The sequence below is a fragment of the Arthrobacter sp. LjRoot78 genome (assembly GCF_964254335.1).
Classification (GTDB): domain Bacteria; phylum Actinomycetota; class Actinomycetes; order Actinomycetales; family Micrococcaceae; genus Arthrobacter.
The window spans coordinates 4,410,882-4,435,766 of sequence record NZ_CAXUTG020000001.1; the positions used below are offsets into that span (position 1 = coordinate 4,410,882).

Here is a 24,885-nt window from a genome sequence, read left to right on the forward strand (position 1 = left end):
ACACCATGGAATTCAGATACCTCGGCAACAGCGGCTTCAAGATCTCCGAAATCACCTTCGGCAACTGGCTCACGCACGGCTCCCAGGTGGAGAACGAAGTGGCCACCCAGTGCGTGCGGGCGGCGCTGGACGCGGGAATCAGTACCTTCGACACCGCTGACGTCTACGCCAACACGGCGGCGGAGAAGGTGCTGGGCGAAGCGTTGAAGGACGAGCGCCGCGAGTCCCTGGAGATTTTCACCAAAGTGTTCGGCCCCACGGGGCCCAAGGGCCACAACGATGTGGGACTGTCCCGAAAGCACATCATGGAATCCATCAACGGTTCCCTGACGCGCCTCCAGACCGACTACGTGGACCTGTACCAGGCGCACCGCTACGACTATGAGACGCCGCTGGAAGAGACCATGCAGGCGTTTGCGGACATTGTCCGGCAGGGCAAGGCACTGTACATCGGCGTCAGTGAATGGACGGCGGACCAGATCCGGGACGGGCACGCCCTGTCAAAGGACCTGGGATTCCAGCTGATCTCCAACCAGCCGCAGTACTCCATGCTGTGGCGGGTCATCGAAGCCGAAGTGGTCCCGACGTCCGAAGAGCTTGGCCTCTCCCAGATTGTCTGGTCCCCCATCGCCCAGGGTGTGCTGAGCGGCAAGTACCGGCCGGGGAAGCCGGCCCCGGAGGGAAGCCGCGCCACGGACACCAAGGGCGGCGCCAGGATGATCGAACGCTGGATGTCCGACGAAGTGCTCACCGGCGTCCAGCACCTCAAGCCGATCGCAGCTGAAGCCGGGCTCACCATGGCCCAGCTGAGCATCGCGTGGGTGCTGCAGAACAAGAACGTTGCCTCCGCCATCATGGGTGCGTCCCGTCCGGAGCAGATCGCCGGCAACGTGGCGGCCGCCGGCGTGAAGCTGGACCAGGCCATCATGGACAAGATCGATGACGTTATCGGTTCCCTGGCCGAACGCGACCCCGCCCAGACCAAGTCGCCTGCGTCCCGGGAGGCCTAGCCGTGGCTGCCGGGGAAAGCAGCGCGGACCGGGGGACGGCCCGGCCAACGACCGAAGCCCTGCCCGCCCTGGCCGTCACCGGTTCCACCGGCCAGCTCGGCGGACTCGTCGCCAGGATCCTCGCCGACGCCGGGCTGCCGCAGCGGCTGCTGGTGCGCGACGCCGCACGGGCGCCTGACCTTCCGGGCGCGGTTCCGGTGGTGTCCACGTATGCGGACCCGGAGCTGGCGACGTCCTCGCTTGCGGGAGTGAAGACCCTCTTTATGGTGTCCGCGTCCGAGGCCGAGGACAGGCTCCAGACGCATTTCGCGTTCGTGGATGCTGCTGCCGGGGCCGGCGTGGAGCACATCGTCTACACGTCCTTTTTCGGGGCCTCCGCCGACTGCACGTTCACGCTGGGCCGGGACCACTACGCCACTGAGGAACGGATCAAGGCCTCGGGGATGAACTACACGTTCCTGCGGGACAACTTCTACCTCGACTTCCTGCCCCTTCTCGCCGGCGACGACGGTGTCATCCGCGGCCCGGCGGATGGCGGAGTGATGGCGGCCGTCACCCGCGGGGACGTCGCCCGGTGCGCCGCTGCGGTGCTGGGTGATCCGGCGGTACACGTGGGCCGGACCTACAGCCTGACCGGCCCCGAGGACATTTCCCTGCAGCGGGCCGCGGAGCTCCTCACTGCAGGCACCGGACGGACCATCACTTTCCTCAATGAAACCGTGGCGGAAGCCTATGCTTCCCGGGCATCCTACGGCGCCCCGGCCTGGCAGGTCGACGCCTGGGTGAGCACGTACACGGCCATCGCCAACGGCGAACTGGCCGGCCCGACGTCGGACGTTCGTGGCCTCACGGGCAGGGAACCCCAGGGGCTCACGGACTTCCTCAAAGAGGCGCATCACCTCTAGGAGTCCTGCTTGACGGACCGGCGGCGGCGGCGTAGACCTGTGAACACGGGCACCGCCGGCCACGCGGAATCCGCCCGACCCGAAGAAGCGGCCCCACCCGAAGAAGAACAGTGCCATGACGAAGCAGATTTCCCGGCGCCGTCAGTCCGTTAAGCCCACGGCGCATGCAGGAGAACCTACGCACGGCCCGCTCACCGCAGAGGAACTGCAGCTGGCGGTCCGGAACCATTCGATGCCGCTGGAGGCCCTGCGGGAAGACACCACCCCGCCGGGCCTGCACTACGTCCTGACCCATTTCGACATCCCGTTCATCGACGCGGACGCCTGGCACTTGCGGATCGGTGGTGCCGTGCAGCGCGCCGTCGAGATCAGCCTGCGCGCCCTCCGCCGGGACCCCGCCATCAGCATCCCGGTCACGCTGGAGTGCGCCGGCAACGGACGCTCGCTCCTGCATCCGCGGCCGATGAGCCAGCCGTGGCGGCTCGAGGGCGTGGGCACCGCCGAGTGGACAGGGGTTCCGCTCGCGTACTTGCTGGCCCAGGCCGGAGTTGACGACGACGCCGTCGAAGTCGTCTTCACCGGCGCCGACGCCGGCATCCAGGGCGGAGTCCGGCAGAAGTATGCGCGAAGCCTGCCGATCAAGGAAGCGATGCGCCCCGACGTCGTGCTGGCGTACGAGATGAACGGCCGCGAACTGCCGCCGCAGCACGGCTACCCGCTGCGGCTGGTGGTCCCGGGCTGGTACGGCATGGCCAGCGTGAAGTGGCTGGAGTCCATCCAGGTGGTGACCCACGCCTTCGAGGGATTCCAGCAGGCGGTGTCCTACCGCTACCAGCAGGACGCGGACGACGCCGGCACTCCGGTTTCGCGGATCAGGGTCCGTTCGCTGATGATTCCGCCGGGCATCCCGGACTTTTACACCCGCAGCAGGGTCCTGTCCCCGGGACCGGTGATGCTCCAGGGCAGGGCCTGGTCCGGCCAAGGCTCCGTGGTCCGCGTGGAGGTGGGGATCGACGGGAAGTGGGTGCCCGCGCATCTCGGGCATCCGGCCGGGCCGTTTGCGTGGTGCGAATGGACGTTGCCGTGGGTGGCGGACCGGGGCGAGCATGAGCTCGCCTGCCGGGCCACCGACGCCACCGGGCTAACTCAGCCGCTGGAGCAGGCCTGGAACTACCAGGGCATGGGGAACAACGTGGTGCAGCGCGTCAAGGTGAGCGTCGAGTAGCCGCCGCTGCCCGGTCCCCGGACAGCGGGGTCAGCAGCCTTCGAAATCCGTCAGCACCTTCACTTTGGACGCCGAGGCGGACGAGGGGTCGAAGGTGTAGCCGAGCCATTCCCGGGCCAGCCTGCGGGCGAGTTCCATGCCTACCACACGCTGGCCCATGGTGAGCACCTGGCAGTCGTTGGAGAGCACCGAGCGCTCCACCGAGAACGAGTCGTGGGCTGTGGCAGCCCTGATCCCGTCCACCTTGTTCGCGGCGATGGCCACGCCGATTCCGGTCCCGCAGAACAGGATGGCCCGGTCCGCGCGGCCTTCCTGGATCATCTCCCCCGCAGCGATCCCCACGTACGGGTACGGCGTGGTGAACTGCTCGGGGGCATCGCTGCGGTTGACGCCGATATCGATAATTTCGCTGACCCGGGGATCGTTGCGCAGGTCCGCCGCGATCCTGTCCTTGTAGTCCACGCCGGCTTCGTCGGCGCCCACGATGAGTCGTATGCCCACGGCCTGTCCTTCCCCTGCAGTTGCGGGATGTGTCATGACGGTGTTCCTGCGGGCTGGCGGGCTGCCGGTCCTGCCGTTTCGGCTGCAGCCGGCGCGGCAAGGCCGGTAAGGTGCGGGCCCATGACGGTAAAGATCATGGCCAGGGACGTGGCCCCGGGGTCCGCGGTGCCTATGCTCTTTTCGGCGAGCGGCCGGGCGCGGCCCTTGAGCGGACGCAGCGAAGCGGTGGCTTCCGCCGCCGCGGTGGACACGGCGGCCGCTTCGGCCCACGCCGTTGCAGCAGGCTGCCCGCCATTCTGGCTGCCGTCAGCCAGCAGCCGGCTGAACGTCTCTGCGAAGGGCAGCAGGGCGTCCACCATGGTCTTGTCCCCGATTTCCGCCTTGCCGAGGCCGGTGATCCTTGCCGCGAATGCGCTGACGGCCGCGGCTAGTTCCGAAGGTCCGGGAGACAGCTGGCTGCCGAGTGCTTCGCCGAAGGACCTCAGCCCGGCACCCCACAGCACGCCCGAGGTCCCGCCGGCTTTATCCGCCCACGCATCCCCTGCGGCGGCCAGGACGGCTCCCGCTCCGGCGCCGCGGGCAGCGGCATCAGCCGCCGCGGCCGTGGCCGCGTCGATGCCGCGGACCATTCCGCGGCCGTGGTCTCCGTCGCCGGCCACGGCATCCATGTCCCCGAGGCGCGCTTCGGCGCCGTGCAGGGAGTCCCGGGCGGCAGCGAGGGCTGCGAGGCAGTTTGCCGCGTAGCTGCGCGACTCTTCGGTTGCGTCGAAACCATCGGGTGCGGCGGCGCCGTCGGACTCTTCCTCTGCCGAGGCATCACCGGACTGGAAGGCCGCGTTACCCCTGCGGTACGCCGGTGTTTCGGCCGGTGCGGTCCAGAGCGGCTCAAGTTCGTCGTCCAGCCAGGTGATGGTGAGGGAAACGCCGGACATGTCCAGGCTGGTGACCAGTTCGCCCACTTCCGGCATCACCAGCGTGTAGCCCGCGGCGCGGAGCAGCGGGGCAATGGTGAGCCAGAGGACAAAGAGTTCCTCATGCTTGGTGGAACCGAGGCCGTTGAGGATGACGGCGATGCGGTCGCCAGCGCCGTGCGGGGTCTCGGCCAGCAGCCGGGAGACGAATTCCTGGCCCAGCTCCCTGGCGGGCGGCAGCTCGGTGTCGAACAGGCCGGGCTCGCCGTGGATGCCCAGGCCCAGGCCCATCTGCCGGTCTTTGAGGGTGAACAGCGGGGTTTCGGCGCCCGGGAAGGTGCAGCCGTGGAAGGCGCTGCCGATGGTGCGGGTCAAGCTGTTGGCTTTGCGGCCAAGGCGCACGACGTCGGCCAGGTCCGCGCCGGCTTCGGCCGCCGCACCCATGACCTTGAAGACGGTGAAGTCGCCCGCGATGCCGCGGCGTTTCTCCGATTCCGACGGCGGGGCGCTGGCAACGTCATCCGTCACCAGGACGTTTTCCACCTGGATCCCCTCCGAAGCGAGCCGCTCGCTGGCCATGCCGAAATTCAGCACATCCCCGGCGTAATTGCCGTAGGTGAACACCACTCCGGCGCCGGACTCCGCGGCCTTGGCCACGGCATAGGCCTGTTGCGCGGAAGGCGAGGTGAAGATGTTGCCCACCACGGCGCCGTCGGCCAGTCCGGTGCCGATCAGGCCGGCGAAGGCCGGGTAGTGGCCCGACCCGCCGCCCGCGAGGACAGCCACTTTGGGCTTGGCGGGGCGTCGCCGGCGCACGGCCCCGCCGGTTACCTGGCGGACCAGGTCGGCGTGGACGTCGCAGAACCCGGCGAGGGCTTCCTCTGCAAAGTCGGAGGGATCGTTGAAAATTCTGGTCATGGCGGGCTCTCTACCTTTGGCGGGACGGCTGCTAGTGGATGTGGCTTCCGCCGTTGATGTCGATGGTGGTTCCGGTCAGGTAGGCCGATTCCTCGGAGGACAGGAAGGTGATGACGGCGGCGATTTCCTCGGTGGTGGCGTTCCGGCCCAGCGGGATGCCGGCGTTGATGGCGGCTTCCTGTTCCTCGGTGCTGCCCACGCGGATGTTGGTGTCCACTGCGCCCGGGGTGATGGCGTTGACGGTCACCCCGGTGGCGCCGATTTCACGGGCCAGGGCCTTGGTGAAGCCGAGGATGGCGGCCTTGGCGGCGGAGTAGGGGACCTTGCCGAAAACACCGCCGCCGCGCTGCGCGGAAACGGAGGACATGTTGACGATCCGGCCCCAGCCGGCCTCGATCATGTCCGGCAGGAACGCCTTGGTGACGAGGTAGGTGCCGGTGGCGTTCACGTCCATGACTTTGTGCCAGAGTTCCAGGGTGGTTTCCAGGAACGGCACCGGGGAAGTGATGCCGGCGATGTTGGCCAGGGCGCCAACCGGGGGAAGATTGCCGGCGCTCACTTCTGCCTTGACGGCGGCGTAGGCGGCGTTGACGGAGCCCTCATTGGCGACGTCGATCTCGTGGCCGTATGCCGGGACGTTGAATTCGTTGCCGATTTCGGCGGCGACCTTCGCGGACTTCTCGCCGTCGAGGTCCAGGATCACCACTCCCCAGCCCTGGCTGGCGTAGCGGCGTGCGGTGGTGATGCCGATGCCGCGGTCAGAGGTGGCCCCGGTGAGGACGGCGGTGCGCTGGATGGTGGTAGTCATGATGCTCCTTGGTTTCTTGGTGGTGCGGGTTGCTTGGTGGTGGTCGTCAGATGAGGTCGGTGATGAAGCTGGCCGCTTTGGCAGCGGCGGCGGGGCGTTCGTCGTGCGTGACGTCCCGGGTTTCCAGTTCGAGCGAAAAGTGGCCGGCATAGCCGCGGCCTGCGAGCGCGCGCAGCCCGGCGGCGAAGTCCGCCTGGCCGTTGCCGATGCTGAGGTTGATGTTTCCCGGCACGGCATCGCGGAGGTGGACGTGGGCAATTCGGCCGTCGTGCCGGTCAAGGTATTCGAGCGGGTCCTCGCCGGCCGCAACTATGTGGCTGAAGTCCATGACAATTCCGACGCCGGAACCTGCCAGCCGCTGCGCCAGCAGTTCCGCGCGCTCCAGGTTCCAGCAGAACCTCAGGAAGTGCAGGGATTCGGTCCAGAGTTCGACGCCGAATTCGGCGGCGCGCTGCCCGGCATGGATAAGCGAGGCGGCGATCGTGTCCAGATCTTCGTCCACTCCCCGGACGGGTTCGTGGCCCAGGGCGCCGCACGGAAGGACTAGTGCCTTGGCACCGGTGTTTGCCGTGAGCGTGAGCAGGGCTTCCAGGTGCCGTTCGCGCGCAGCCTGCTGGCGGGCGTCGAGCACTGCATTGAGGTCCCCGATATCCCCGTTGACCGAGCGGACCCGCAGCCCTGAGGCCAGAACGTCAGCGGTAACTGCCTCGACGGCGTCCCCGTCCAGTTCATACGGGACGTGGTCGCACACGCCGGGAAGCGCACCCAGGTCGATTTCGTCGAAGCCCAGGGAGCTGATGGTCCGCAGGGCGGTGGGCAGGTCCTGATGGCGGAAGCTGATGGACGAGCAGCCGAGGCGGGAATTGAACATCGTCGTTGATCCTCTGGATGAGCGGGGGTGATGTGTATCACTGTAGGCCGTTTCATTGTCAACAGTCAACCTCCAACATTGACTGTTGACATTGAAGCATGACCGGGGTCACACTGGCATATCATTTGTTAACAGTCGACAGCGGCGGTGCGGAAGCGTTCCCCGCTCTTCGAAAGGGATTCAGCAATGAGCAACGAAGCTCTGAAAATGCGCGGCCATGTGCATGGCACCAAGGACGCGAAGCGCGTCGCCATCGGATCCGGCGTCGGCGCCGTCATCGAGACGTATGACTTCATCGGCTTCGGCACCGCCGCCGCGCTGTACTTCGGGACGGCATTCTTCCCCACCGGCGACCCGGTCACCGGAACGCTGGCAGCCTTCGCCACTCTGGGCGTCGGCTTCGCAGCCCGCCCCATCGGCGGCGTCATCGGCGGCCACCTCGGCGACAAGGTGGGCCGCAAGCCCGTCCTGGTGGCGTCCCTGATCCTCATGGGCGTGGCCACGTTCCTCATCGGCCTCCTGCCCACCTACGAGCAGGTCGGCCTGCTGGCGCCCGCACTGCTGGTCTTTGTCCGCATTGTCCAGGGCCTCGCCTTCGGCGCTGAATGGGGCGGCGCCATCCTGATGAGCTACGAACACGCACCCTGGAAATCCAAGGGCAAGTACACCGGCATCGTGCAGGCCGGCTTCCCCGTGGGCCTGCTCCTGGCCAACCTCGTCTTCCTGGTCAGCGTGAACCTGGGCGGCGAACTCGCCTGGCGGGTTCCGTTCCTTGCCAGCATCGTGCTCGTCGCCGTCGGCCTGATCATCCGCTCCAAGGTCCCGGAATCCCCCGTCTTCGACGAGGTCAAGGAGAGCGGCTCCATCGTCAAGTCGCCGATCATCGAGGTCATCAAGACGGACTGGCGCAGCATCGTCCGCGGCATCGGCCTCCGCATCGCCGAAACCGCCGGCTACGCCGTCTCCATCACCTACATGATTTCCTACCTGCACACCCAGCACCTGGCGGATAAGACCCAGACGCTCGTTGCCCTCTGCATCGCCTCCGCCATTGGCATCTTCGCCACCATGGCCTGGGCACGGCTCACTGACAGGATCGGCCGCCGGCCCCTGTACATCTGGTCCACTGCCTTCGCACTCCTGTTCGGCATCCCCATGTTCCTGCTGGTCAACACCGGAATGTTCATCTTCATCATCGCCACCATCGTCATTTCCTACGCGGTCTGCCAGAACTCCCTGGCCGGCGCCCAGGGTCCGTGGTTCCCCGAACTGTTCCAGGCCAAGACGCGCTCCTCCGGAGCCTCACTGGCCTACCAGATCTCCGCCATGGTCTCCGGATTCACGCCTTTCGTCACCACCCTGCTGTTCGTTGCCCTTGGCTGGATGGGCCCCGCCCTTCTCTTCAGCTTCTACGCCGCCATCGGTCTCTGGGCCGCCCTCGTGACCCGGGAAACCTGGGGCAAGCGCGAACGGCAGCTGGCAGATGAGGCCACCAAAAGCACCCCCCAGGCAGTGAACGCCTGATGACCGCCACGAAAGAAGCCCGCATGACCGCCACACAGGAAACCATGGCCACCTCCACAGAACGCGTCCACAATGTTTCAGCCGCGGCCTACCGGATCCGCCACCACGCCCTGAACATGGGCGAGGTCCAGGGTCAGGGCTACGTCGGCCAGGCCCTCGGCGCCGCGGACATGCTGGCCGCCGTCTACGCGGACCAGCTCCGCTTCCGGGCCGCCGACCCCGAATGGGAAGGCCGCGACAGGTTCCTGCTCTCCACCGGGCACTACGCGATCGGCCACTACGCCGCCCTGGCCGAGGCCGGGATTGTTCCGGTGGAAGAACTCGAGACGTACGGCTCCGACGACTCCCGGCTGCCGATGTCCGGAATGTCCACCTACACCCCGGGCATGGAAATCTCCGGCGGTTCCCTGGGCCACGGCCTCACCATCGCCGTCGGCATGGCACTGGGACTGAGGTACCAGGGCTCCACGGCGAGGGTGTACAACTTCCTCTCCGACGGCGAACTGGACGAGGGCTCCACCTGGGAGGCCGCCATGGGCGCGCACCACCACCAGCTGGGCAACCTCACCGCCATGGTGGACATCAACGCCCTGCAGGCTGACGGCAAAACGGACACCGTGCTCCGCACCGAACCGGTGACCGAAAAGTGGGAATCCTTCGGCTGGTACACCCAGCGGGTGGACGGCAACAACATGGCCGAACTCCTGAAAGCCTTCGACAACGCAGCCGTCCAGGCCGCCGCCGTCGGACGTCCTTCCGTGATCCTGTGCGACACGAAAGTGGGCCGCGGAGTGCCGCTGCTGGAAGAGCGCGAGAAGGCACACTTCATGCGCATCGAGGAACACGAATGGCAGCAATGCCGCGAACAACTCACCGCAGGATACGAAGGGACCGCTTCAGCATGAGCACCACCACAGCAACAAAAGGCACCGCCCCCAAGCTGAAGACCTCAGCCATGATCGCGTCCTTCGCCGATCCCGGCCAGAAGACAGCCTCCGCACCGTTCGGGCACGCCCTGGTGAAGGCCGCGCAGGAGAACGACAGGATCGTGGGCCTCACCGCGGACCTGGGCAAATACACGGACATGCACATCTTCGCGCAGGCCTTCCCGGAGCGTTTCTTCCAGATGGGCATGGCCGAGCAGCTGCTCTTCGGTGCAGCCGCAGGCCTGGCCGAGACCGGCCTGGTGCCGTTCGCGTCCACCTACTCCGTCTTTGCTGCACGACGGGCCTACGACTTCCTCTGCCTGGACAGCGCCGAACCGAACCTGAACGTGAACATCGTCGGCGGGCTGCCCGGCCTCACCACCGGGTACGGTCCCAGCCACCAGGCCACCGAGGACATGGCGATCTTCCGCGGCATGCCCAACCTGACCATCGTGGACCCCTGCGACTCGATCGACATCGAACAGGCCGTCCCCCAGCTCGCCGCCAGCGAGGGCCCCACCTACCTGCGGCTGCTGCGCGGCAACGTGCCCACGGTACTGGACGAATACGGCTACACCTTCGAACTCGGCAAGGCGAAGGTCCTGCGCGGCGGGAACGACGTCGTCTTCATCTCCAGCGGGCTCATGACCATGCGGGCGCTGCAGGCCGCCAAGGCACTGGCCGAACACAACGTGGACGTCGCCGTCGTCCATACCCCCACCATCAAGCCGTTCGACGCCGCGACCGTCCTCGCCGAAATCAATACCGACCGCCTGGCAGTGACGCTGGAAAACCACAGCGTGATCGGAGGCCTGTTTGAAACGGTTGCGTCCGCCGTCGTCACCGCGGGACTCGGCAAGCGCGTGGTTCCCGTGGCGTTGCCGGACGAGTTCCTCGACGCGGGCGCCCTGCCCACCCTGCACGAACGCAACGGCCTGTCCGTCCAGCGGATCGTGGCCAAGGTCCTCGCCGAACTGGGCTAGCGACCCAACCCGGCGCACGAGCGGCAGAACCCGTGAACTGCAGAAGCGCGGACCGGACACGAGACTGTTCCGCGCTTCTGCCGTAACATCAACAGTTAACACATCGACTGTAAACAGTCGACCACTGACATTCAGTAGACACTGACATTGAGGACGGACCACGATGGCCGGAGCAACAGCACCCCTGCTGGGACTGCAAAAGCGGAGCCTCCGCGAGCAGGCCCTTTCCGCCCTGCGCACCGCCATCACCAGCGGTGAGCTGGAACCCGGACGTCACCTGGTGGAAACCGAACTCTCGGACATGCTCCAGATCAGCCGGGGGACTCTTCGGGAAGCGCTGCGGCAGCTGGAGCAGGAGGGGCTGCTGTCAGCGGGTCCGCGCGGACGGCTGTCCGTCCGGCACCTCGATGCCAAGGAGATCCGGGACATCTACTCCGTGCGTGCCGCGCTGGAATCACTGGCTGCCCGCACCCTGTGTGAGCTTCCGGACCGCCAGCACGTCATCGGCTCGCTGCGCGCGGCCATCGGCGCGATGGATGCAGCCACCAGGGGCACTCTCGAGGAGCGGATCGAATCGGACCTGGAATTTCACCGCACTCTGTGCCGTCTCACCGGCAACGAGACACTGCTCCACTCCTGGGAATCACTCGAAGGCTCCATCAGGATGTCCATCATGTTCGCCGGGCTGGAAAAGGGCGTTTCGAACATGAGCGTGGACCGGCATCACGACATCGTGGCAGCCATTGAAACCGGGGATGCCTCCCTGGCCCGCAAGACCATCCGCGAACACATGGACACCGCCGCGGACAACCTGGTGGCGTAGGAGCCGTTGCTGCGCCCGCTCCTGCGCCTACGCTGGGCACATGAGCGAGCGAAGGAACACGTGGCACGCCGAGCACAAGGCGGGGCTGAGCAAGGGGCAACGGGCAGCAGATGTCCTGCGCAACGGGATGGGCAGCTGGCCGTTCGTGGGAATCTTCCTGGCGTCCATGATGGCGTGGGCGCTGGTCAATTCATTTGTCCTTGCCAGTAACGCCTGGGATCCCTACCCCTACATCCTGCTGAACCTCTTCCTGTCCATGCTGGCCGGCCTGCAGGGTGCCATCCTCCTCATCGCCGCCAAACGGCAGGATGCCATCGCAGCCGCCATGGCCCAGCATGACTTCGAGACGGACGTCCAGGCGGAAGCCGAGATCAAGAAGCTCACCGCCATCAACAACCAGCAGCTGGAGATCCTTCGGGAACTGCGGCAGCTCCTTTCGGACCGCGACCGGGACGGCGGGGCAAGACCTCAGTAGTCCACGATCGCGCCGCAGGAAATGTTCACGGTGGCATCGGTGATGGCACCCGCCCGGTCCGAGGCGATAAACACCGCCACGTTGCCCACGTCCTCCAGCGTCGCCGTCCGGTTCAGGTGCGCGGTCCGGGTGATTTCCTCCACGATCTCTTCACGGCCCTCCGCTTGCCAGGGAATGGTTTCCACGATCCCGCCCGTCACCATCGTGACCACGCGGATGCCGTTCTTGCCGAGTTCCAGCGCCCACTGCCGGCGCTGCCCCTCCATGGCGTCCAGCGCGATCTTGAACCCGCCCAGCCCGTGCAGGGTCTGCGGGCCGGAGCCGCCGAACATCAACACGACGCCGGAACGCTGCCTGACCATGTGCCGCGCCGCGGCCCGGGTGGTGAGGAAGTGCGTCCGGGTAGCTGCAGTGATGGGCTGGCTGAAGTCGTCCGCGGAGATCTCCATCAGCGGCTGCTGGACGTCCCCGTAGGAAATCAGGTTGAAGGAAATGTCGATGCGCCTGGTCTTCTTTGCGGCCTGGTCCACGAAGGCGTTCACTTGGCTTTCGTCCAGGGCGTCGACGACGGCGGCGTCCGCGCTGCCGCCCGCCTCACGGATGTCCCGGGCTACTTTGAGGAGGCGGGATTCTGTGCGGCCGGCCAGGAAGACGTCCGCACCTTCCGCCGCGAAGGCCCGGGCGACTGCGCCTCCGATGGGACCGCCGGCGCCGTAGACGAGGGCGGTCCGGCCCTGCAGGAGACCGGTTGGCCCAGTAGCGTTTTCCAGCGGCATTGCGGGCCTCCTGCCCGGAAGTGGACGATTCCTCCCACTATCTGCCTGTGGGCCGCAGGTGGCAAGGGCATCGCGTTTCCCGGTGCCTTGACAGCCCGGCTGCCCGGGAGCAGATTCGGACCATGGTGCAGGACCCGGACGGAAACCTGGTGGCGGTGGCCACCGGCACCTAGGGCTGGCGCACTCCTAGGGTTGGCGGGGTGCGCCCGGAGGCTCGGTGGGCGGAGGCTCGGTAGGCGGAGGCTCCGTTTGCGAGGCGGGGACCGGCGGCGGCAGGTAGCCGGCTGGCGGAGCTTCGGCCGGATCCATCGGGCCCATGTCGAGGCGGAACGGCGGGTATTCGTCACGCATCAACGCCACGTAGGCAATAACGCGGTGCGTCCAGCGGTTCAGGCCGATCAGCAAGTCAAAGAGCCTCCGGCCGAAGCGGCCCGTGAACAGCAGGCTAATGCCGGCCACGATCACCAGCAGCCCGATCAGCGAGATCCCGCCGCCGCCCTGGTATCCCACCCAGGTTCCATCAACCCAGGTGCCGTCCACCCATCGGCCATCCACCCACGTGCGCCGGCTGCCCCAGGTGCTTGCGGCGCCGGAGAATGCGGAGACAATCAGGAGCTGCGGAAGGGCCAACAGCCACCATTTGATCAGCACCAGGCCCCGGGACAGATGCTCGGGGTACTCGACGTCGAAATCCGCCGGGTAGTCGGTCCGCGCCAGCGTGAAGGGCGGGTAGCGGTCCGTTCCTATGGCTGCGTAGGCGTAGAAGGCCACCCGCCAGTTCCACCGCAGGACGCCCACGTTGAAGTTGAACAGCGAGCGCGGGTAGCGGCCTGTGAACAGGATGGCGAAGCCGGCCACGATGGTGGTCACGAAGAATGCGAACCACAGGAAGAACAGCACGATGTAGTGCGGGATCGCCAGGAACCACTTGATCAGCCACATTCCGCGGGAGAGCCCAGGGTCGAGGTACCCGTTCAGCCGCACGGGGTATCTGGAGGTATCCGAGGGCTGCGGGTCGGTGGGCAGCGGGGTGCGGCCTCCTGCGGGCGGGATCGCTGCAGCCGCCGTGGGATACGGCGCAGCGGGGTACGGTGCTGCGGCGGACGGGCCTGTTGGGTACGGCGTTGCGGCCCCCGGCGCTCGGGATTCCGGGCCTCCGGGCACGCCCGCCGGCTCCATGTGACCGGCGGCCGGGTAATGCGGCGGCGGCCCGTGCCTGCCGAGTCCTGCGGCGCCGGCAACAATGAGCGGCACGCCCACGGCCAGCAGCGCAATGCCGCCGATCAGCAGCCCGATGAAGACCGGCCACAACAGATCGGACCGAACGCCGGCCTGCAGGTCAACGGAAACAGGAGCGGCGCCGTCGGCGTTCATGACCACCACTGACCAGCGGCCGCTGCGGAGGTCCCACTCAACCTGCTGGGTCCCGGTTCCCTGGGCCGAGGTGGACCAGAATGGCTGCGCCCCGGGGGCCGCGGGTTCGGCGTTGCCGGGGACCTCACGGTACTCGACGCGGAACGGGTAGGAATCCAATTTGGTGATCTCGGAATGCCGGACGTTGTCGAGGTACCGGGCCACGTCTTCCTGGGGCCCGATGCCGATAAAGATCTGTTTGCCGGATGCCGCCGTTCCCCGCAACAGCAGGCGGCCGGCGCTGTCCACCGGCAGGACGTCCGGCAGTTCCTCGTCCACCAGGACGTCCAGGCCGGGCGAGGTGATGGCCCGGGTGGCCACATCGTAGCGCTCGGTGGGCGTGGTCAAATATCCGTTGTCGCGCTGCTGGAAGTTGACCCATCCGACGAAGCCGGCACCAGTCAGCAGCCCAAGCCCCATCAGGGCGGCGAGGGTCCCGAGCACCAGCATGACTATCCGGCCTGGTTTCATGGCCGCAGTCCTTTCTTGCCTCTTGCCTGGCCCCCCGGCGGCTATCAACCCACTCTTTTGAGCAGGTCCGCGGCCCATGCGGCCGCTTTGTCGAGTTCCCCGCTGCGGAGCGGGCCCTCGCTGCCTTTGACGTAAAAGGGCATCGGCTTGGAGATGATCTCCGCGCCACCGGCTTTGAGCGATTCGGTCATCTTCTTGGCCGCATCGCCGTGGATAAAGAGCCGGACACGGGTGTCGAAGGCTGCCGCTTTGACGCCCGCGAGCCGGCCGTCGCCGAGGCCGGACAGCAGCTCGGTGATCTTCGGCGTCGGCCGCCAGCCGTTGATGGGACTTCCGACGACGAACAGGTCGCCTTCTGCGAGCGCGGTGGCCTGGAAGTCCGTCACGGAAACAGCCTGGGCCTGCAGAGGCCCGAGGGCGGCCACGATGGCTTCGGCCACCTGCCTGGTGTTTCCGTAGGCGGAGTCGTAGACCACCAGGGCTTTCACGCCGTGATCACCACTTTGAGTGCCTTGGTTTCCGCGGCGCGGGCGAAAGTGTCGTAGGCGTCCATGAACTGGTCGAACGTGAAGTGGTGGGTGGCGAATTTCTCCGCCGGTACCTTCTTCTGGGCCACTAGCTTCAGGAGCATCGGCGTGGTGTTGGCGTTGACCAGGCCCATGCTGATGTTGATGTTCTGGATCCAGAGGTTCTCCACATGCAGTTCCACGGACTTGCCGTGAACGCCCACGTTGGCCACGTTGCCGCCGGGACGGACGATGTCCGTGCACATGGTGAAGGTCGCCGGGATGCCCACCGCTTCAATGGCCACGTCCACGCCCTGCCCGTCCGTGAACGCCAACACCTGTTCCTTCCAGTCGGCGTCGCCGGAGAGGACGACGTTGGTGGCGCCGAACTCGCGAGACTTTTCCAGCCGGTTGGCGTCAAGGTCGATTGCGATGATGGTTGCCGCGCCGTACAGCCCGGCGGTGGCGATAGCTGCCAACCCGACCGGACCCGCGCCCACAACAGCCACGGTGTCCCCCGGCTTGACCCGCCCGTACTGCACGCCGATTTCAAAGCCTGTGGGAAGGATGTCGGAGAGCATCACAGCCTGGTCGTCGCTGACCCCTTCAGGGAGGAGGTGCAGCGAGTTCTCCGCGTACGGCACGCGCACGTATTCGGCCTGCGTACCGTCGATCAGGTGTCCGAAGACCCAGCCGATACCGGCCGCCCCTTCCTCGCCCATGCAGTGCGAGTAGAGGCCGGTCTTGCAGTTGGCACAGTGGCCGCAGGACTTGATGCAGGAGATGATGACCCGGTCCCCCACCTTCAGGCTCGTGACCGAAGGACCCACCTCGGTGATGGTTCCCACACCTTCGTGGCCCAGGATCCGGCCTTTCTGCACCGCCGGCACGTCCCCTTTGAGAATGTGCAGGTCCGTTCCACAGATGGTGGTGGTGTCCACCTTGACGATGACGTCGCTGGGGTTCTGGATCGTGGGATCCGGAACGTCGGTCCACGACTTTTCACCGGGGCCTCCGTATACGAGCGCTTTCATGCGTACTCCTTCACTCTGTGGATGAAGCCGGGATCCACGATTTTCACGCGGCACGGCACTACCGAGCTGTCCACTCCCGTGGCCAGCCGGGACAGGCGTGCACATTCATGGAGTTGCTCGAGGACCGTGTCGGTAACCCGTGCACGGGAAAGATCGATGGTGAGCTCCTTGCCATGCAGCAGCGACGTTGTTCGCCGCGCCACCACATACAGCGCACGAAGACTGGCCCCTGTCACCACGCCGCGGACTTCAAGACTGGCCGCCTCCAGGTCCGCTTCAATGCGGACCACAATCTTCAGCCGGTGCTCTGAATGTTCGTAATGCGTGGTGGATGGGGCTCCATGACGGGAGTGGACGGCGGGCCGGGTACCCAGGACAGTTCGTGCGTGCTGATTCATGAAGCCGGGTCTCCTGCTATGTCCGGGAGGCGCGCTGTGCCATCCCTTCCCCAATTTTTTAGCGAGACCGGTTGCTGATCGGCGAAGCATTTCCCCTCCCCAAGGTGCGTGCGTGAGTAACGCAGACGTGAGACGCTCCACATCAAGGATGGACGCTCCGCCCAGCAACGGTAAGGGACGAAAGTCCCTTATAAGGACGGCGCGGGGGCAGGCCGGCGTGAGCCGCCCGGAGTAAACGGGGCGTAATGAACCGGGGCGGGGCTTATGGCCCGAGACAGGTGAACCGGCCGACTGGAGAATGGCCGGATGACCAAGCCGCAAAACGTGAAGCGTATTTCCAGGCCCGCAGTGCTCGCATGGCTGGTGGCATCGGGCTTCCTGTTCCGGCGCTTCCACTTGCGGTGGGGTGCCACCGCCGCCGAAGCCGACGGCGGGCTGCCGGGCGACGATTTCCTGTCCGGCGCCGATCTGCAGTCAACGCGCGCGATCACCGTCAAGGCTCCAGCCAACGACGTGTGGCCCTGGCTGGCGCAGATGGGTCAGGGACGCGGCGGATTCTACAGCTACGACTTCCTGGAAAACCTCGCCGGCCTGGACATCCACAGCGCTGACCGCATCCACCCGGAGTGGCAGGACATCAAAGTCGGCGATCGCTTTCACCTCGCACCAGCAGCTTCCGCGGACCTGGAAGTAGGGCTGGTGGACCCCGGCAAATCGCTCGTGCTTCGAGTTCCGCCCGGTTCACCCACCGGCCCGTTCGATTTCAGCTGGGCATTTATCCTGCAGCCGCAGCCCGACGGCACCACCCGACTGCTTGTGCGGGAGCGGTACGCCTACCGGCAGTGGTGGGCCCGGTGCCTGGTCGAAGCGGTGGAGGTAGTCAGTTTCATCATGTCCCGGCGGATGCTGCACGGGATCAGGAGCCGTGCTGAGGCGAACTCCTAGTACCCTGTCCGCATGCCTGTCTCCGCCGCACCTGAACTCGTCCTAGCCTCCGTCCGGCAACCCGGAGAGACCGAAAGTACGGACATTCACATCAGCCAAGGGGTTGTTACCCGGATTACGGCCGCAGAGCAGCGGCCGGACGACGCGAGCCCCGCTGGTGCCGGCATGACTGGTACCCGGATCGTTGACTGCGGTGGCCGGAGCGTCATCCCGGGCCTGTGGGACGAGCATGTGCACATGACCCAGTGGGCCATGGCCGCCAACCGGATCGACCTGTCGCACGCCGCGTCGGCGCGGAACGCCGTCGACGTCGTCCGTTCAAGTTTGGAAGACCGCCTGGGCGGCAATCGCCGCAAGGATGAGAACGACGGCGGCACCGGACCCACGCTGGTGGGCGTCGGCTTCCGCGACGCCGTCTGGGCGGACGTTCCCAGCCTGGCGATGCTCGATGCCGTGACTCACGGAGTGCCTTCAGCGCTGATCAGCCACGACCTCCACTGCGTCTGGCTGAACAGTGCCGCCGCACGGCGCTACGGCGTGGAGGTTGACGCCGGCGGCCTGCTGCGGGAGGACGCGGCGTTTGCCCTGACCCGTGAGCTGGGCCGGCTGCCGGATGCGGTGGTTGACGCGTGGGTGGGCGATGCTGCCCGGAAGGCCGCCGCCCGCGGCGTGGTGGGGATCGTGGACTTCGAGATGACCTGGAACCGCGATGTGTGGCTCCGGCGTATCAATGGCGGCTTCGGGTCCCTCCGGGTGGAGGCGGGCGTCTATCCCGAGCATCTGGACCGCGCGCGGCTCGAGGCCATGCGGACAGGGCAGGACATTCCGGGCGGGAACGGCCTGCTCCGCGTGGGCCCGCTCAAGGTTCTCATCGACGGCTCCCTCAATACGCGGACGGCCTACTGCGTGGATCCCTACCCGCACGGCGGACGGGGCCTGCTCACCGTCAGCGAACCGGAACTGCTTGCGCTGCTGGTCCGGGCCAGGGAGGCCGGCTTCGTTCCAGCGGTCCACGCGATCGGTGACGCCGCGAATCAAGTGGCGCTGAACGCCTTCGAGGCTGCCGGAATCCGGGGACGCATTGAACATGCCCAGTTTGTGCGGCAGGAGGACTTCGCGCGTTTTGGCCGGCTGGGCCTGACCGCGAGCGTCCAGCCGGCGCATGCCCTCGATGATCGCGATGCCGCCGACGCCAACTGGGGCGACCGCACCGACCGGGCCTTTCCGCTGCGGTCGCTGCTGGCCGCCGGGGCCACCCTGGCGCTGGGTTCGGACGCTCCGGTGGCGCCGCTGGATCCGTGGGCTGCGATGTCGGCCGCGACCACCCGGTCCAGCCTGGACGGACGCGCACCGTGGCACCCGGAACAGGCAATCACGCGGGAGGAAGCCCTGGCGGCGTCTGCCCGCGGCCGCAACCGGATCAGGGTGGGCGACCCTGCGGACATCGCGGTGCTGGACGACAACCCGCTCGGCGTCCCGGACGAAGTGTTCTCCTCGATGCCGGTAGCGGCAACGCTCGTTGCCGGCCGGTTCACGCACGGCGGCGGCTTGACACACGACGGCGGCTTGACGTAGGACGGCGGCTTGACACATGACGACCGGACGGGCGACGACGGCGGGATGGTTGCGTCCGGATCCTGACAAGAGCGCGAACGGACACTTACGGCCCTTACTCACCGCCCGCCGTCGTGCGCCAAGAGCGCGAACGGACACTTACGGCCCTTACTCACCGCCCGCCGCCGTGATTATCAAGCTGCGCAGATCAGCGCAGCTCTGCCTCTGACTCGCGAATGCGGGCAAACTCCTCCTCCGGCGCGCCCGCCACCAGGTGGTGGCGGCTGTGGAAGGCAAAGTAGAGCAGTCCGACGACGAAGATGCCGGCCGTGATTGCCGCGGCTTGGATGTCGACGAAGAACGTGGCAACCACCGCGATGATCGCAAGAACCAGTCCGACGCCGGTGGTCACCACCCCGCCGGGGGTGCGGTAGGGGCGGTGCAGTTCCGGTTCACGCTTGCGCAGCACGACGTGTGACAGGTTGAGCAGCACGTAGGACACGGCTGCGCCGAAAACGGCGATGTTGATGAGCTTGTCGCCGTCTCCCACTGCGGCGGCCAGGATGAAGCCGACGATGCCGGGGACGATCAGCGCCCAGGTGGGCGTTTTCCGCGAGTTGGTGCGGCTGAGCCAGGTGGGCAGGTACCCGGCACGGGACAGTGCGAAGAGCTGGCGGGAGTAGGCATAGACGATCGAGAAGAAGCTGGCCACCAGCCCGGCGAGGCCGGCGTAGTTCACAAATACAGCCAGGCCTTCGTTGCCGACTGCACGCAACGCGTCCGGCAGCGGGCTCGCGGACGAGCTCATCAGCGCGCTGCCGGCGCCGCCCGGGGCCAGGACCAGGACGGACAGGCCGGTGAATGCCAATACTGACATGGCCACGATGATGGCGCGCGGCATGTCCCGCTGCGGGTTTTCCGCTTCCTCGGCGGCCAGCGGCACGCCCTCCACGGCCAGGAAGAACCAGATGGCAAATACCAATGCGCCGATGATGCCGCCGAAACCGTTGGGCAGGAAGGCGCTGGCACCGGCCGCGTCGCTCACGGGAATGTCGAACAGCTTCGTGGCGTCGAAGTGCGGCATCATGCCGACGACGAACGCGATGAGGGCCACCACCGCGATGCCCGTGATGGCGAACATTGCCTTGAGCGCCTCGCCGACGCCAATGAGGTGGATGCCGATGAACAGCGCGAAGCAGACGAAATATACCGGCCAGCCGTCCGTGATGCCGAACAGCCCCAGGCTCTCCACATAACCGCCGATGAAGACGGCGATCGCGGCCGGGGCTATCGAGTACTCGATCAGGATCGCGAGTCCGGTGGCAAAACCGCCCAAGCGGCCCAGGGCGCGGCGGGCGAAGCCGTAGCCGGCGCCTGCCACCGGGAGCGCGGAGGACATTTCGGCCAGGCCGAAGACCATGCAGGCGTACATGACGCCCATCAGGACGAAGGCGATCAGCAGGCCGCCCCAGCCGCCGGCTTCGAGGCCGAAGTTCCAGCCCGAGAAATCACCGGAAATCACGTACGAGATGCCAAGGCCGGCCAGGAGAAGCCAGCCGGCGGCACCCCGCCTCAGGCTTCGCTGTTCAAAATACGCTTTGTCGACGGCGCGCTGTTCCGCGGCCGGAAGGGTTTCAGTCATGGGAGTCTCCAGGAAAGGTGGGAGTGAAGTTTGAGTCCGCAGGGAACAGGACCGGCGGGGCTTGGTCGCTGGGCCGGGGAACTGAGCCGGAGGCTCAGTCGAACAGCCAGGTGGGCGAGGCAAGGTAGCGCTCGGCGACGGCTACGGCGCCGGGGATCTGGGCCTCCCAGAGTTCGGCGGGCAGTGCGTCGGCGCGGTGGGTGGTGGTCCAGCCGAGCATGGTCAGCCGGCGGATCATGCTCAGGGCCGCCGCATGGATGAGGTCTGTTTCGGTGAGGGGGCGGACCGTGCGGTAGCCGGCCACCCAGCTCTTGGCGATGTCCGGCGCGTAAGGTTCATGTTCAATGAAGGACAGCGCGGAGGCGAAGTCGTAGAGCAGCCAGGAGAAGCCGCAGTCGTCAAAGTCGATCACGGTGAGTGCGCCGCCGTCGATCATGATGTTGGAAGGCCGCAGGTCCGCGTGCACCAGTCCCCAGCTTTCACCCGATACGGGAAGGCCGTCCAGCGCGGAGACGGCGGCGAATTCGGCGCGGCCCAGCACGGCCGCCTGTTCGGGCGTGAGGTCTGCGCGCCGCCAGTCCCCCCACCTGCTCGTTTCACCGAGCATGTCGCTCAGTTGCCAGGAGAAGCGGGTGAAGTCGGCCGGCAGCGGCCAGCGCTTGACCTGCTGGTGCAGGCGCGCCGTGGTCGCGCCGATTTCCGCGTAGTAAGGCCGCGGGTCGGCGAAGTCCTCCAGGATGTCCCCGGCTACGAAGGCAAACGCGACGCAGTGCCATTCGGACCCGCCCGGGTCCGTGAAGGTGTGCAGGAGGGCACCGCCGGCGGTGGGCACGACGTCGGGAACTCGCACTTCCGCTTCTTCCGCCAGGCGCCGTACCCAGGTCAGCTCGCCGGCGATCTGGCGGGCATCCCCCACATGGCCGGGACGGTGCACGCGCAGGACTGACACGGGAACGCCGTCCACCTCTATCCGGAACGTGGCGTTCTCCGAGACGGCGATCAGGGTGATCGCCGTCCGGTCCGGGGGAAGGCCCCAGGCGGCCGTGACGGTGTCGCCGATCCAGTCAGGGGCCGGTTCCCCGCGGCGCAGGCCGTTGAAGATGGCGAGCGGGGAAGTGTCTGTCATGGTGTTCATGGATGCTCCTCGGAGGCGAGGAGGGTTGGGCTCCAGTAGCGAGTATGGCACGGCGGAACCGGCCAGACCGCGCCGATCCGGAGGAATTTACGGCCTCGAAACAAAGCCGCGACTCGGAAACAAACCGTTCAATTTGCGGCCGCTTTTAGTAACGCCGCCTTAATCTGGCGGCGGTTTTTGGCGGCGGCGCCCAAACATACTGGAAGTACAGAAATTCGATCCGAGGGTTGGGCCCGTGAGGACGAAAATTGCACGCTTTGGCACTTAACAGCGAGGACACCACCCATGGCCATCCGTTCCACCATCATGGACACCAACAGCTTCCGCACGGAGGACGCCGCCGGCCTTGACCCCGAAACGCGGGTGCTGACCGAGCGCAGGGACACCGTGCTGGGCGCCTCCTACCGGCTCTTCTACCGCAACCCGGTGCATCTGGTCCGCGGCGAAGGGCAGTACCTGTGGGACGCTGCCGGCCGGAAATACCTCGACGCCTACAACAACGTGGCCAGCCTGGGCCACTGCCACCCGGCCGTCACGGCAGCCGTGACCGCGCAGATGCAGCAATTGAACACGCACACCCGATACTTGCACGAACGCATCCTGGACTACACGGACGACCTGCTCTCCACCATGCCGGCCGAGCTCGACAAGGCCATGTACATGTGCACCGGCTCCGAGGCCAACGACCTCGCCATCCGCGTAGCCAAGGCATACAGCGGCGGCGAGGGCATTATCGCCACGACGGAGGCTTATCACGGCACCTCCGACTTGACCTCGGGAGTCTCCCCGGCGCTGGGAACCGGGCAGCCGCTCTCACCCACTGCCCGCCTTGTTGCCGCGCCGGATGCTTACCGGTTGGGTGCCGAGGCCGGTCCGGAAGGCGCCGAACTCGGTACCTGGTTCGCCAACCGGATTCGCGCGGCGATTGCGGACATGGAAGCAAACGGGATCCGGTTTGCCGGGTTTATCGCCGACTCGATTTTCTCCTCCGACGGCGTCCTACCGGGCCCGGCCGGTTACCTGCGCGAAGCAGCCGAGGTCATCCACCGTGCGGGCGGCATCATCATCGCGGACGAGGTGCAGCCCGGTTTCGGTCGGACCGGCGAGTCGTTCTGGGGATTCCAGCGGCACGGCATAGTGCCCGACCTCGTCACGCTCGGCAAGCCGATGGGGAACGGGATTCCGGTCTCCGGGCTCGTGGCCAAGGCCGACGTCCTGGCCTCCTTCAGCGACACGATCCCCTATTTCAACACCTTCGGCGGCAACCCCGTGTCGATGGCTGCCGCCCAGGCGGTTCTGTCCACCATCCGCTCCGAGGGCCTGCAGGAGCACAGCCGGGTTGTCGGAGCGCACCTGCTTTCGGCACTTGCCGGTTTGGCGGACACCCACGAGTCGGTGGGTGACGTCCGGGGGGCCGGCCTGTTCATCGGCTTCGAGCTGGTCAAGGACCGCAGCACCCGCGAACCGGACCGGGAGCTCGCGCTGGCCGTGTTGGAACAGCTCCGGGACCGCGGTGTGCTGACGTCCGTGGCAGGGCCGCACGGGAATGTCCTGAAGTTGCGTCCGCCGCTGGCTTTCCAGCCCATGGACATCGACTGGCTGGTGGGGGCCCTCGACGAGTCGCTTTCCGCACTCGGCGCCTAGTTTGTATATTTTGGGACGATGGTGACGGGCACAGGCGGAGAGCCGGACAGAATGACGGCCGCCGATGCCGCCCACGCGGCACTGGCGCGGTTTGCGCGGGCGGAGATGTTTCGCCCGGGCGAACTGATGGGCAGTGAACGCGCTTTGGCTGAGCGGCTGGGCATTGGCCGGGCCGTCCTCCGGCAGGCGATCGACCGGATGGAGGCCGAGGGCACGGTCCGGCGGGTGCTGGGCCGCTCGGGAGGGGTGTTCTTCAACGACGGCCGGATCCAGCGGCACCTGAACACCGTGGAGGGCGTGCCCCAGATGGTGCTGCACCAGGGACGCGCCATCTCCACCACGGTGGTGCGTGCCGAGATGGGCCTGCCGCAACCGGACGAACGGCGGAACCTGCATCTGAACGGCGGGGATGCAGTGATGCGAATCCAGCGACTGCGGCTGGTGGACGGGACCTCGTGGTCACTGGACCTGTCCGTGCTGCCAGCCGCCCGCTTCCCGGGACTGCTGACGCATCCCCTGACGGGTTCGCTCTACCACCTGCTGACCACCGAGTACGGCCTGGAACTGGACCGGGCCGACGAGACGGTGGAGGCCGTGCCTGCCACGTCCGAGCAGGCGGGTGTGTTGGACATACCGCCAGGATCGGCACTGCTGGAAATCCGCAGGGTGGCCTGGGACGTGCAGGGAACTCCGGTGGAGTTCGCACACGATTTCTTCCGCGCAGACCGTACGCGCGTTCACATGCAGAAGTACGGAACCAATTGGAAACGGACAGTGCGGCTGGGACGCGACTAACCCTTTGGCTTTGGTGCCGTCCTGCCCCTAGCCCTTGACCCGGGCCTGGACCAGATTGGCAAACGGCAGGCGGCCGAATTCCTCACGGAAGGCGGCGTGATAGGCGGCCTCCGCCTGGTTCAGCCCACCGGCGGGCAACTCTTTCCAGGCTATGAGCAGGGACTTGGTGTTTGCGAGTTGCCAGATGAGCCGTCCGTCCCAGTGTCCGGGAGGCTTACCAATGCCAAAGTCCAGGAATTCCTGGATCTGCCGGCGCAGGCCGCGGTTGCCCTTGCTTCCGGGCCCGGCCTTTCCGACGTAGAGGACCTCCGCACAGTCCACCCATTCGGCAGCGAGCTTTTCGGCGGAGAGCGAGGGGTCCTTTTTCTTGAACACCCCGGCGGTGCTCTTGGCAAGGAACTGAACCTGGAATCCTTCAGGCTGGATAACGGCGAAGATCCCCGGCGCCTGCGGGATCCGGTTGATGTCGACGTCCGCGAAGGTCCTGAAGCCGGCGAAACCGTCTTCCCGGAGCGCCCTCTTGTTGACCTGCATGAGTGGGGGTCCTTGGCTCGTGAACTCGTGGAACGGCGGGGCCGCCAAAGAAACTCTAGCCGGATGCCAGCAACAAAGTTATAGTAAGCATGCTGATTAGTTGGCGAAATCATCGCCCCTCGTCAGGCATTCTTCAACCCTTTCTAGTCAAAGGAGAC

24 protein-coding genes are annotated in these 24,885 nt (G+C 66.6%); 12 read left to right on the forward strand and 12 right to left on the reverse strand.

What is annotated here, in order from left to right; translation table 11 throughout:
- Positions 1-5 precede the first annotated feature (5 nt).
- The 3 genes from ACSQ1X_RS20470 to ACSQ1X_RS20480 all read left to right on the forward strand — a co-directional run bounded on the left by ACSQ1X_RS20470 (position 6) and on the right by ACSQ1X_RS20480 (position 3,140).
- On the forward strand, positions 6-1,010 hold the full coding sequence (locus tag ACSQ1X_RS20470) for an aldo/keto reductase family protein (RefSeq protein ID WP_055800507.1): 1,005 nt from the start codon (positions 6-8) through the stop codon (positions 1,008-1,010).
- A gap of 2 nt (positions 1,011-1,012) precedes the next feature.
- Positions 1,013-1,915 (forward strand): SDR family oxidoreductase, encoded by a 903-nt coding sequence (locus ACSQ1X_RS20475; RefSeq protein WP_436059076.1) that lies wholly within the window; start codon positions 1,013-1,015, stop codon positions 1,913-1,915.
- Positions 1,916-2,030: 115 nt separating this feature from the next.
- Positions 2,031-3,140 carry a sulfite oxidase gene (locus ACSQ1X_RS20480; RefSeq protein ID WP_436059077.1) on the forward strand — a complete coding sequence of 370 codons (1,110 nt, stop codon included), beginning with the start codon at positions 2,031-2,033 and terminating at the stop codon, positions 3,138-3,140.
- Positions 3,141-3,170: 30 nt separating this feature from the next.
- Here the strand turns inward: ACSQ1X_RS20480 and ACSQ1X_RS20485 are convergent, their stop codons facing one another.
- Genes ACSQ1X_RS20485 through ACSQ1X_RS20500 form a run of 4 tightly spaced genes read right to left on the reverse strand, consistent with a single transcriptional unit; the run spans position 3,171 to position 7,149 of the window.
- Complete coding sequence (locus tag ACSQ1X_RS20485) at positions 3,171-3,677, reverse strand: ribose-5-phosphate isomerase (RefSeq protein WP_436059078.1); 507 nt, start codon at positions 3,675-3,677, stop codon at positions 3,171-3,173.
- Complete coding sequence (locus tag ACSQ1X_RS20490; RefSeq protein ID WP_436059079.1) at positions 3,674-5,470, reverse strand: dihydroxyacetone kinase family protein; 1,797 nt, start codon at positions 5,468-5,470, stop codon at positions 3,674-3,676. Before ACSQ1X_RS20490 ends, ACSQ1X_RS20485 begins: the two co-directional genes overlap by 4 nt.
- Before the next feature lie 31 nt (positions 5,471-5,501).
- Positions 5,502-6,278, reverse strand: coding sequence for an SDR family NAD(P)-dependent oxidoreductase (locus ACSQ1X_RS20495; RefSeq protein ID WP_436059080.1), 777 nt, complete (start codon positions 6,276-6,278; stop codon positions 5,502-5,504).
- Positions 6,279-6,324: 46 nt separating this feature from the next.
- Entirely contained in the window at positions 6,325-7,149 is an 825-nt protein-coding gene (locus ACSQ1X_RS20500) for a sugar phosphate isomerase/epimerase family protein (RefSeq protein WP_436059081.1), read from the reverse strand.
- Positions 7,150-7,335: 186 nt separating this feature from the next.
- Between ACSQ1X_RS20500 and ACSQ1X_RS20505 the strand changes: the two genes are divergently transcribed.
- The 5 genes from ACSQ1X_RS20505 to ACSQ1X_RS20525 all read left to right on the forward strand — a co-directional run bounded on the left by ACSQ1X_RS20505 (position 7,336) and on the right by ACSQ1X_RS20525 (position 11,880).
- A complete protein-coding gene (locus ACSQ1X_RS20505) occupies positions 7,336-8,673 on the forward strand; it encodes an MFS transporter (RefSeq protein ID WP_055800494.1) in 1,338 nt (445 codons plus the stop codon).
- Positions 8,674-8,696: 23 nt separating this feature from the next.
- On the forward strand, positions 8,697-9,578 hold the full coding sequence (locus ACSQ1X_RS20510; RefSeq protein WP_436059082.1) for a transketolase: 882 nt from the start codon (positions 8,697-8,699) through the stop codon (positions 9,576-9,578).
- Positions 9,575-10,582 carry a transketolase family protein gene (locus tag ACSQ1X_RS20515; protein WP_436059083.1) on the forward strand — a complete coding sequence of 336 codons (1,008 nt, stop codon included), beginning with the start codon at positions 9,575-9,577 and terminating at the stop codon, positions 10,580-10,582. The genes ACSQ1X_RS20510 and ACSQ1X_RS20515 overlap by 4 nt, the downstream gene beginning before the upstream one ends.
- A gap of 163 nt (positions 10,583-10,745) precedes the next feature.
- On the forward strand, positions 10,746-11,405 hold the full coding sequence (locus tag ACSQ1X_RS20520) for a GntR family transcriptional regulator (protein WP_436059084.1): 660 nt from the start codon (positions 10,746-10,748) through the stop codon (positions 11,403-11,405).
- A gap of 40 nt (positions 11,406-11,445) precedes the next feature.
- Positions 11,446-11,880 (forward strand): DUF1003 domain-containing protein, encoded by a 435-nt coding sequence (locus tag ACSQ1X_RS20525; RefSeq protein ID WP_436059085.1) that lies wholly within the window; start codon positions 11,446-11,448, stop codon positions 11,878-11,880.
- Here the strand turns inward: ACSQ1X_RS20525 and ACSQ1X_RS20530 are convergent.
- The 5 genes from ACSQ1X_RS20530 to ACSQ1X_RS20550 form a co-directional block, all read right to left on the reverse strand.
- A complete protein-coding gene (locus ACSQ1X_RS20530; protein WP_436059086.1) occupies positions 11,874-12,656 on the reverse strand; it encodes an SDR family NAD(P)-dependent oxidoreductase in 783 nt (260 codons plus the stop codon). The genes ACSQ1X_RS20525 and ACSQ1X_RS20530 overlap by 7 nt on opposite strands.
- Positions 12,657-12,842: 186 nt before the next feature.
- Entirely contained in the window at positions 12,843-14,540 is a 1,698-nt protein-coding gene (locus tag ACSQ1X_RS20535) for a DUF4389 domain-containing protein (RefSeq protein ID WP_436059087.1), read from the reverse strand.
- Between the two features lie 44 nt (positions 14,541-14,584).
- Entirely contained in the window at positions 14,585-15,028 is a 444-nt protein-coding gene (locus ACSQ1X_RS20540; RefSeq protein WP_436059088.1) for a flavodoxin family protein, read from the reverse strand.
- Entirely contained in the window at positions 15,025-16,080 is a 1,056-nt protein-coding gene (locus ACSQ1X_RS20545; RefSeq protein WP_436059089.1) for a zinc-dependent alcohol dehydrogenase family protein, read from the reverse strand. Before ACSQ1X_RS20545 ends, ACSQ1X_RS20540 begins: the two co-directional genes overlap by 4 nt.
- Positions 16,077-16,478: a hypothetical protein gene (locus tag ACSQ1X_RS20550; protein WP_156037192.1), complete on the reverse strand. Its 402-nt coding sequence runs from the start codon at positions 16,476-16,478 to the stop codon at positions 16,077-16,079. Before ACSQ1X_RS20550 ends, ACSQ1X_RS20545 begins: the two co-directional genes overlap by 4 nt.
- A gap of 306 nt (positions 16,479-16,784) precedes the next feature.
- Between ACSQ1X_RS20550 and ACSQ1X_RS20555 the strand changes: the two genes are divergently transcribed.
- Together ACSQ1X_RS20555 and ACSQ1X_RS20560 are read left to right on the forward strand one after the other, a co-directional pair.
- Entirely contained in the window at positions 16,785-17,423 is a 639-nt protein-coding gene (locus ACSQ1X_RS20555; protein WP_436059090.1) for an SRPBCC family protein, read from the forward strand.
- A gap of 12 nt (positions 17,424-17,435) precedes the next feature.
- A complete protein-coding gene (locus ACSQ1X_RS20560; RefSeq protein ID WP_436059091.1) occupies positions 17,436-18,998 on the forward strand; it encodes an amidohydrolase family protein in 1,563 nt (520 codons plus the stop codon).
- Between the two features lie 187 nt (positions 18,999-19,185).
- Here the strand turns inward: ACSQ1X_RS20560 and eat are convergent, their stop codons facing one another.
- Both eat and ACSQ1X_RS20570 read right to left on the reverse strand, forming a co-directional pair.
- On the reverse strand, positions 19,186-20,619 hold the full coding sequence (gene eat, locus ACSQ1X_RS20565) for an ethanolamine permease (protein WP_436059092.1): 1,434 nt from the start codon (positions 20,617-20,619) through the stop codon (positions 19,186-19,188).
- 94 nt (positions 20,620-20,713) lie between these two features.
- On the reverse strand, positions 20,714-21,754 hold the full coding sequence (locus ACSQ1X_RS20570) for a phosphotransferase enzyme family protein (RefSeq protein ID WP_436059093.1): 1,041 nt from the start codon (positions 21,752-21,754) through the stop codon (positions 20,714-20,716).
- 285 nt (positions 21,755-22,039) lie between these two features.
- Between ACSQ1X_RS20570 and ACSQ1X_RS20575 the strand changes: the two genes are divergently transcribed.
- Both ACSQ1X_RS20575 and ACSQ1X_RS20580 read left to right on the forward strand, forming a co-directional pair.
- Positions 22,040-23,398 carry an aspartate aminotransferase family protein gene (locus ACSQ1X_RS20575; protein WP_436059094.1) on the forward strand — a complete coding sequence of 453 codons (1,359 nt, stop codon included), beginning with the start codon at positions 22,040-22,042 and terminating at the stop codon, positions 23,396-23,398.
- 18 nt (positions 23,399-23,416) lie between these two features.
- Positions 23,417-24,193 (forward strand): GntR family transcriptional regulator, encoded by a 777-nt coding sequence (locus ACSQ1X_RS20580; RefSeq protein WP_082506775.1) that lies wholly within the window; start codon positions 23,417-23,419, stop codon positions 24,191-24,193.
- A 27-nt stretch (positions 24,194-24,220) separates the two neighbouring features.
- On the opposite strand, the gene ACSQ1X_RS20585 is transcribed toward ACSQ1X_RS20580, so the two are convergent.
- On the reverse strand, positions 24,221-24,727 hold the full coding sequence (locus ACSQ1X_RS20585; protein WP_055800448.1) for a hypothetical protein: 507 nt from the start codon (positions 24,725-24,727) through the stop codon (positions 24,221-24,223).
- Positions 24,728-24,885: the final 158 nt, after the last annotated feature.

What these genes read in the sequence shown, in the direction of transcription:
- ACSQ1X_RS20470 (WP_055800507.1), top strand. Translation starts at nt 6, where the DNA reads ATGGAATTCAGATACCTCGGCAACAGCGGCTTCAAGATCTCCGAAATC.
- ACSQ1X_RS20480 (WP_436059077.1), top strand. Translation starts at nt 2,031, where the DNA reads ATGACGAAGCAGATTTCCCGGCGCCGTCAGTCCGTTAAGCCCACGGCG.
- ACSQ1X_RS20485 (WP_436059078.1), bottom strand. Translation starts at nt 3,677, where the DNA reads ATGACACATCCCGCAACTGCAGGGGAAGGACAGGCCGTGGGCATACGA.
- ACSQ1X_RS20490 (WP_436059079.1), bottom strand. Translation starts at nt 5,470, where the DNA reads ATGACCAGAATTTTCAACGATCCCTCCGACTTTGCAGAGGAAGCCCTC.
- ACSQ1X_RS20495 (WP_436059080.1), bottom strand. Translation starts at nt 6,278, where the DNA reads ATGACTACCACCATCCAGCGCACCGCCGTCCTCACCGGGGCCACCTCT.
- ACSQ1X_RS20500 (WP_436059081.1), bottom strand. Translation starts at nt 7,149, where the DNA reads ATGTTCAATTCCCGCCTCGGCTGCTCGTCCATCAGCTTCCGCCATCAG.
- ACSQ1X_RS20505 (WP_055800494.1), top strand. Translation starts at nt 7,336, where the DNA reads ATGAGCAACGAAGCTCTGAAAATGCGCGGCCATGTGCATGGCACCAAG.
- ACSQ1X_RS20510 (WP_436059082.1), top strand. Translation starts at nt 8,697, where the DNA reads ATGACCGCCACACAGGAAACCATGGCCACCTCCACAGAACGCGTCCAC.
- ACSQ1X_RS20515 (WP_436059083.1), top strand. Translation starts at nt 9,575, where the DNA reads ATGAGCACCACCACAGCAACAAAAGGCACCGCCCCCAAGCTGAAGACC.
- ACSQ1X_RS20520 (WP_436059084.1), top strand. Translation starts at nt 10,746, where the DNA reads ATGGCCGGAGCAACAGCACCCCTGCTGGGACTGCAAAAGCGGAGCCTC.
- ACSQ1X_RS20525 (WP_436059085.1), top strand. Translation starts at nt 11,446, where the DNA reads ATGAGCGAGCGAAGGAACACGTGGCACGCCGAGCACAAGGCGGGGCTG.
- ACSQ1X_RS20530 (WP_436059086.1), bottom strand. Translation starts at nt 12,656, where the DNA reads ATGCCGCTGGAAAACGCTACTGGGCCAACCGGTCTCCTGCAGGGCCGG.
- ACSQ1X_RS20535 (WP_436059087.1), bottom strand. Translation starts at nt 14,540, where the DNA reads ATGAAACCAGGCCGGATAGTCATGCTGGTGCTCGGGACCCTCGCCGCC.
- ACSQ1X_RS20545 (WP_436059089.1), bottom strand. Translation starts at nt 16,080, where the DNA reads ATGAAAGCGCTCGTATACGGAGGCCCCGGTGAAAAGTCGTGGACCGAC.
- ACSQ1X_RS20550 (WP_156037192.1), bottom strand. Translation starts at nt 16,478, where the DNA reads ATGAATCAGCACGCACGAACTGTCCTGGGTACCCGGCCCGCCGTCCAC.
- ACSQ1X_RS20555 (WP_436059090.1), top strand. Translation starts at nt 16,785, where the DNA reads ATGACCAAGCCGCAAAACGTGAAGCGTATTTCCAGGCCCGCAGTGCTC.
- ACSQ1X_RS20560 (WP_436059091.1), top strand. Translation starts at nt 17,436, where the DNA reads ATGCCTGTCTCCGCCGCACCTGAACTCGTCCTAGCCTCCGTCCGGCAA.
- eat (WP_436059092.1), bottom strand. Translation starts at nt 20,619, where the DNA reads ATGACTGAAACCCTTCCGGCCGCGGAACAGCGCGCCGTCGACAAAGCG.
- ACSQ1X_RS20570 (WP_436059093.1), bottom strand. Translation starts at nt 21,754, where the DNA reads ATGAACACCATGACAGACACTTCCCCGCTCGCCATCTTCAACGGCCTG.
- ACSQ1X_RS20575 (WP_436059094.1), top strand. Translation starts at nt 22,040, where the DNA reads ATGGCCATCCGTTCCACCATCATGGACACCAACAGCTTCCGCACGGAG.
- ACSQ1X_RS20580 (WP_082506775.1), top strand. Translation starts at nt 23,417, where the DNA reads ATGGTGACGGGCACAGGCGGAGAGCCGGACAGAATGACGGCCGCCGAT.
- ACSQ1X_RS20585 (WP_055800448.1), bottom strand. Translation starts at nt 24,727, where the DNA reads ATGCAGGTCAACAAGAGGGCGCTCCGGGAAGACGGTTTCGCCGGCTTC.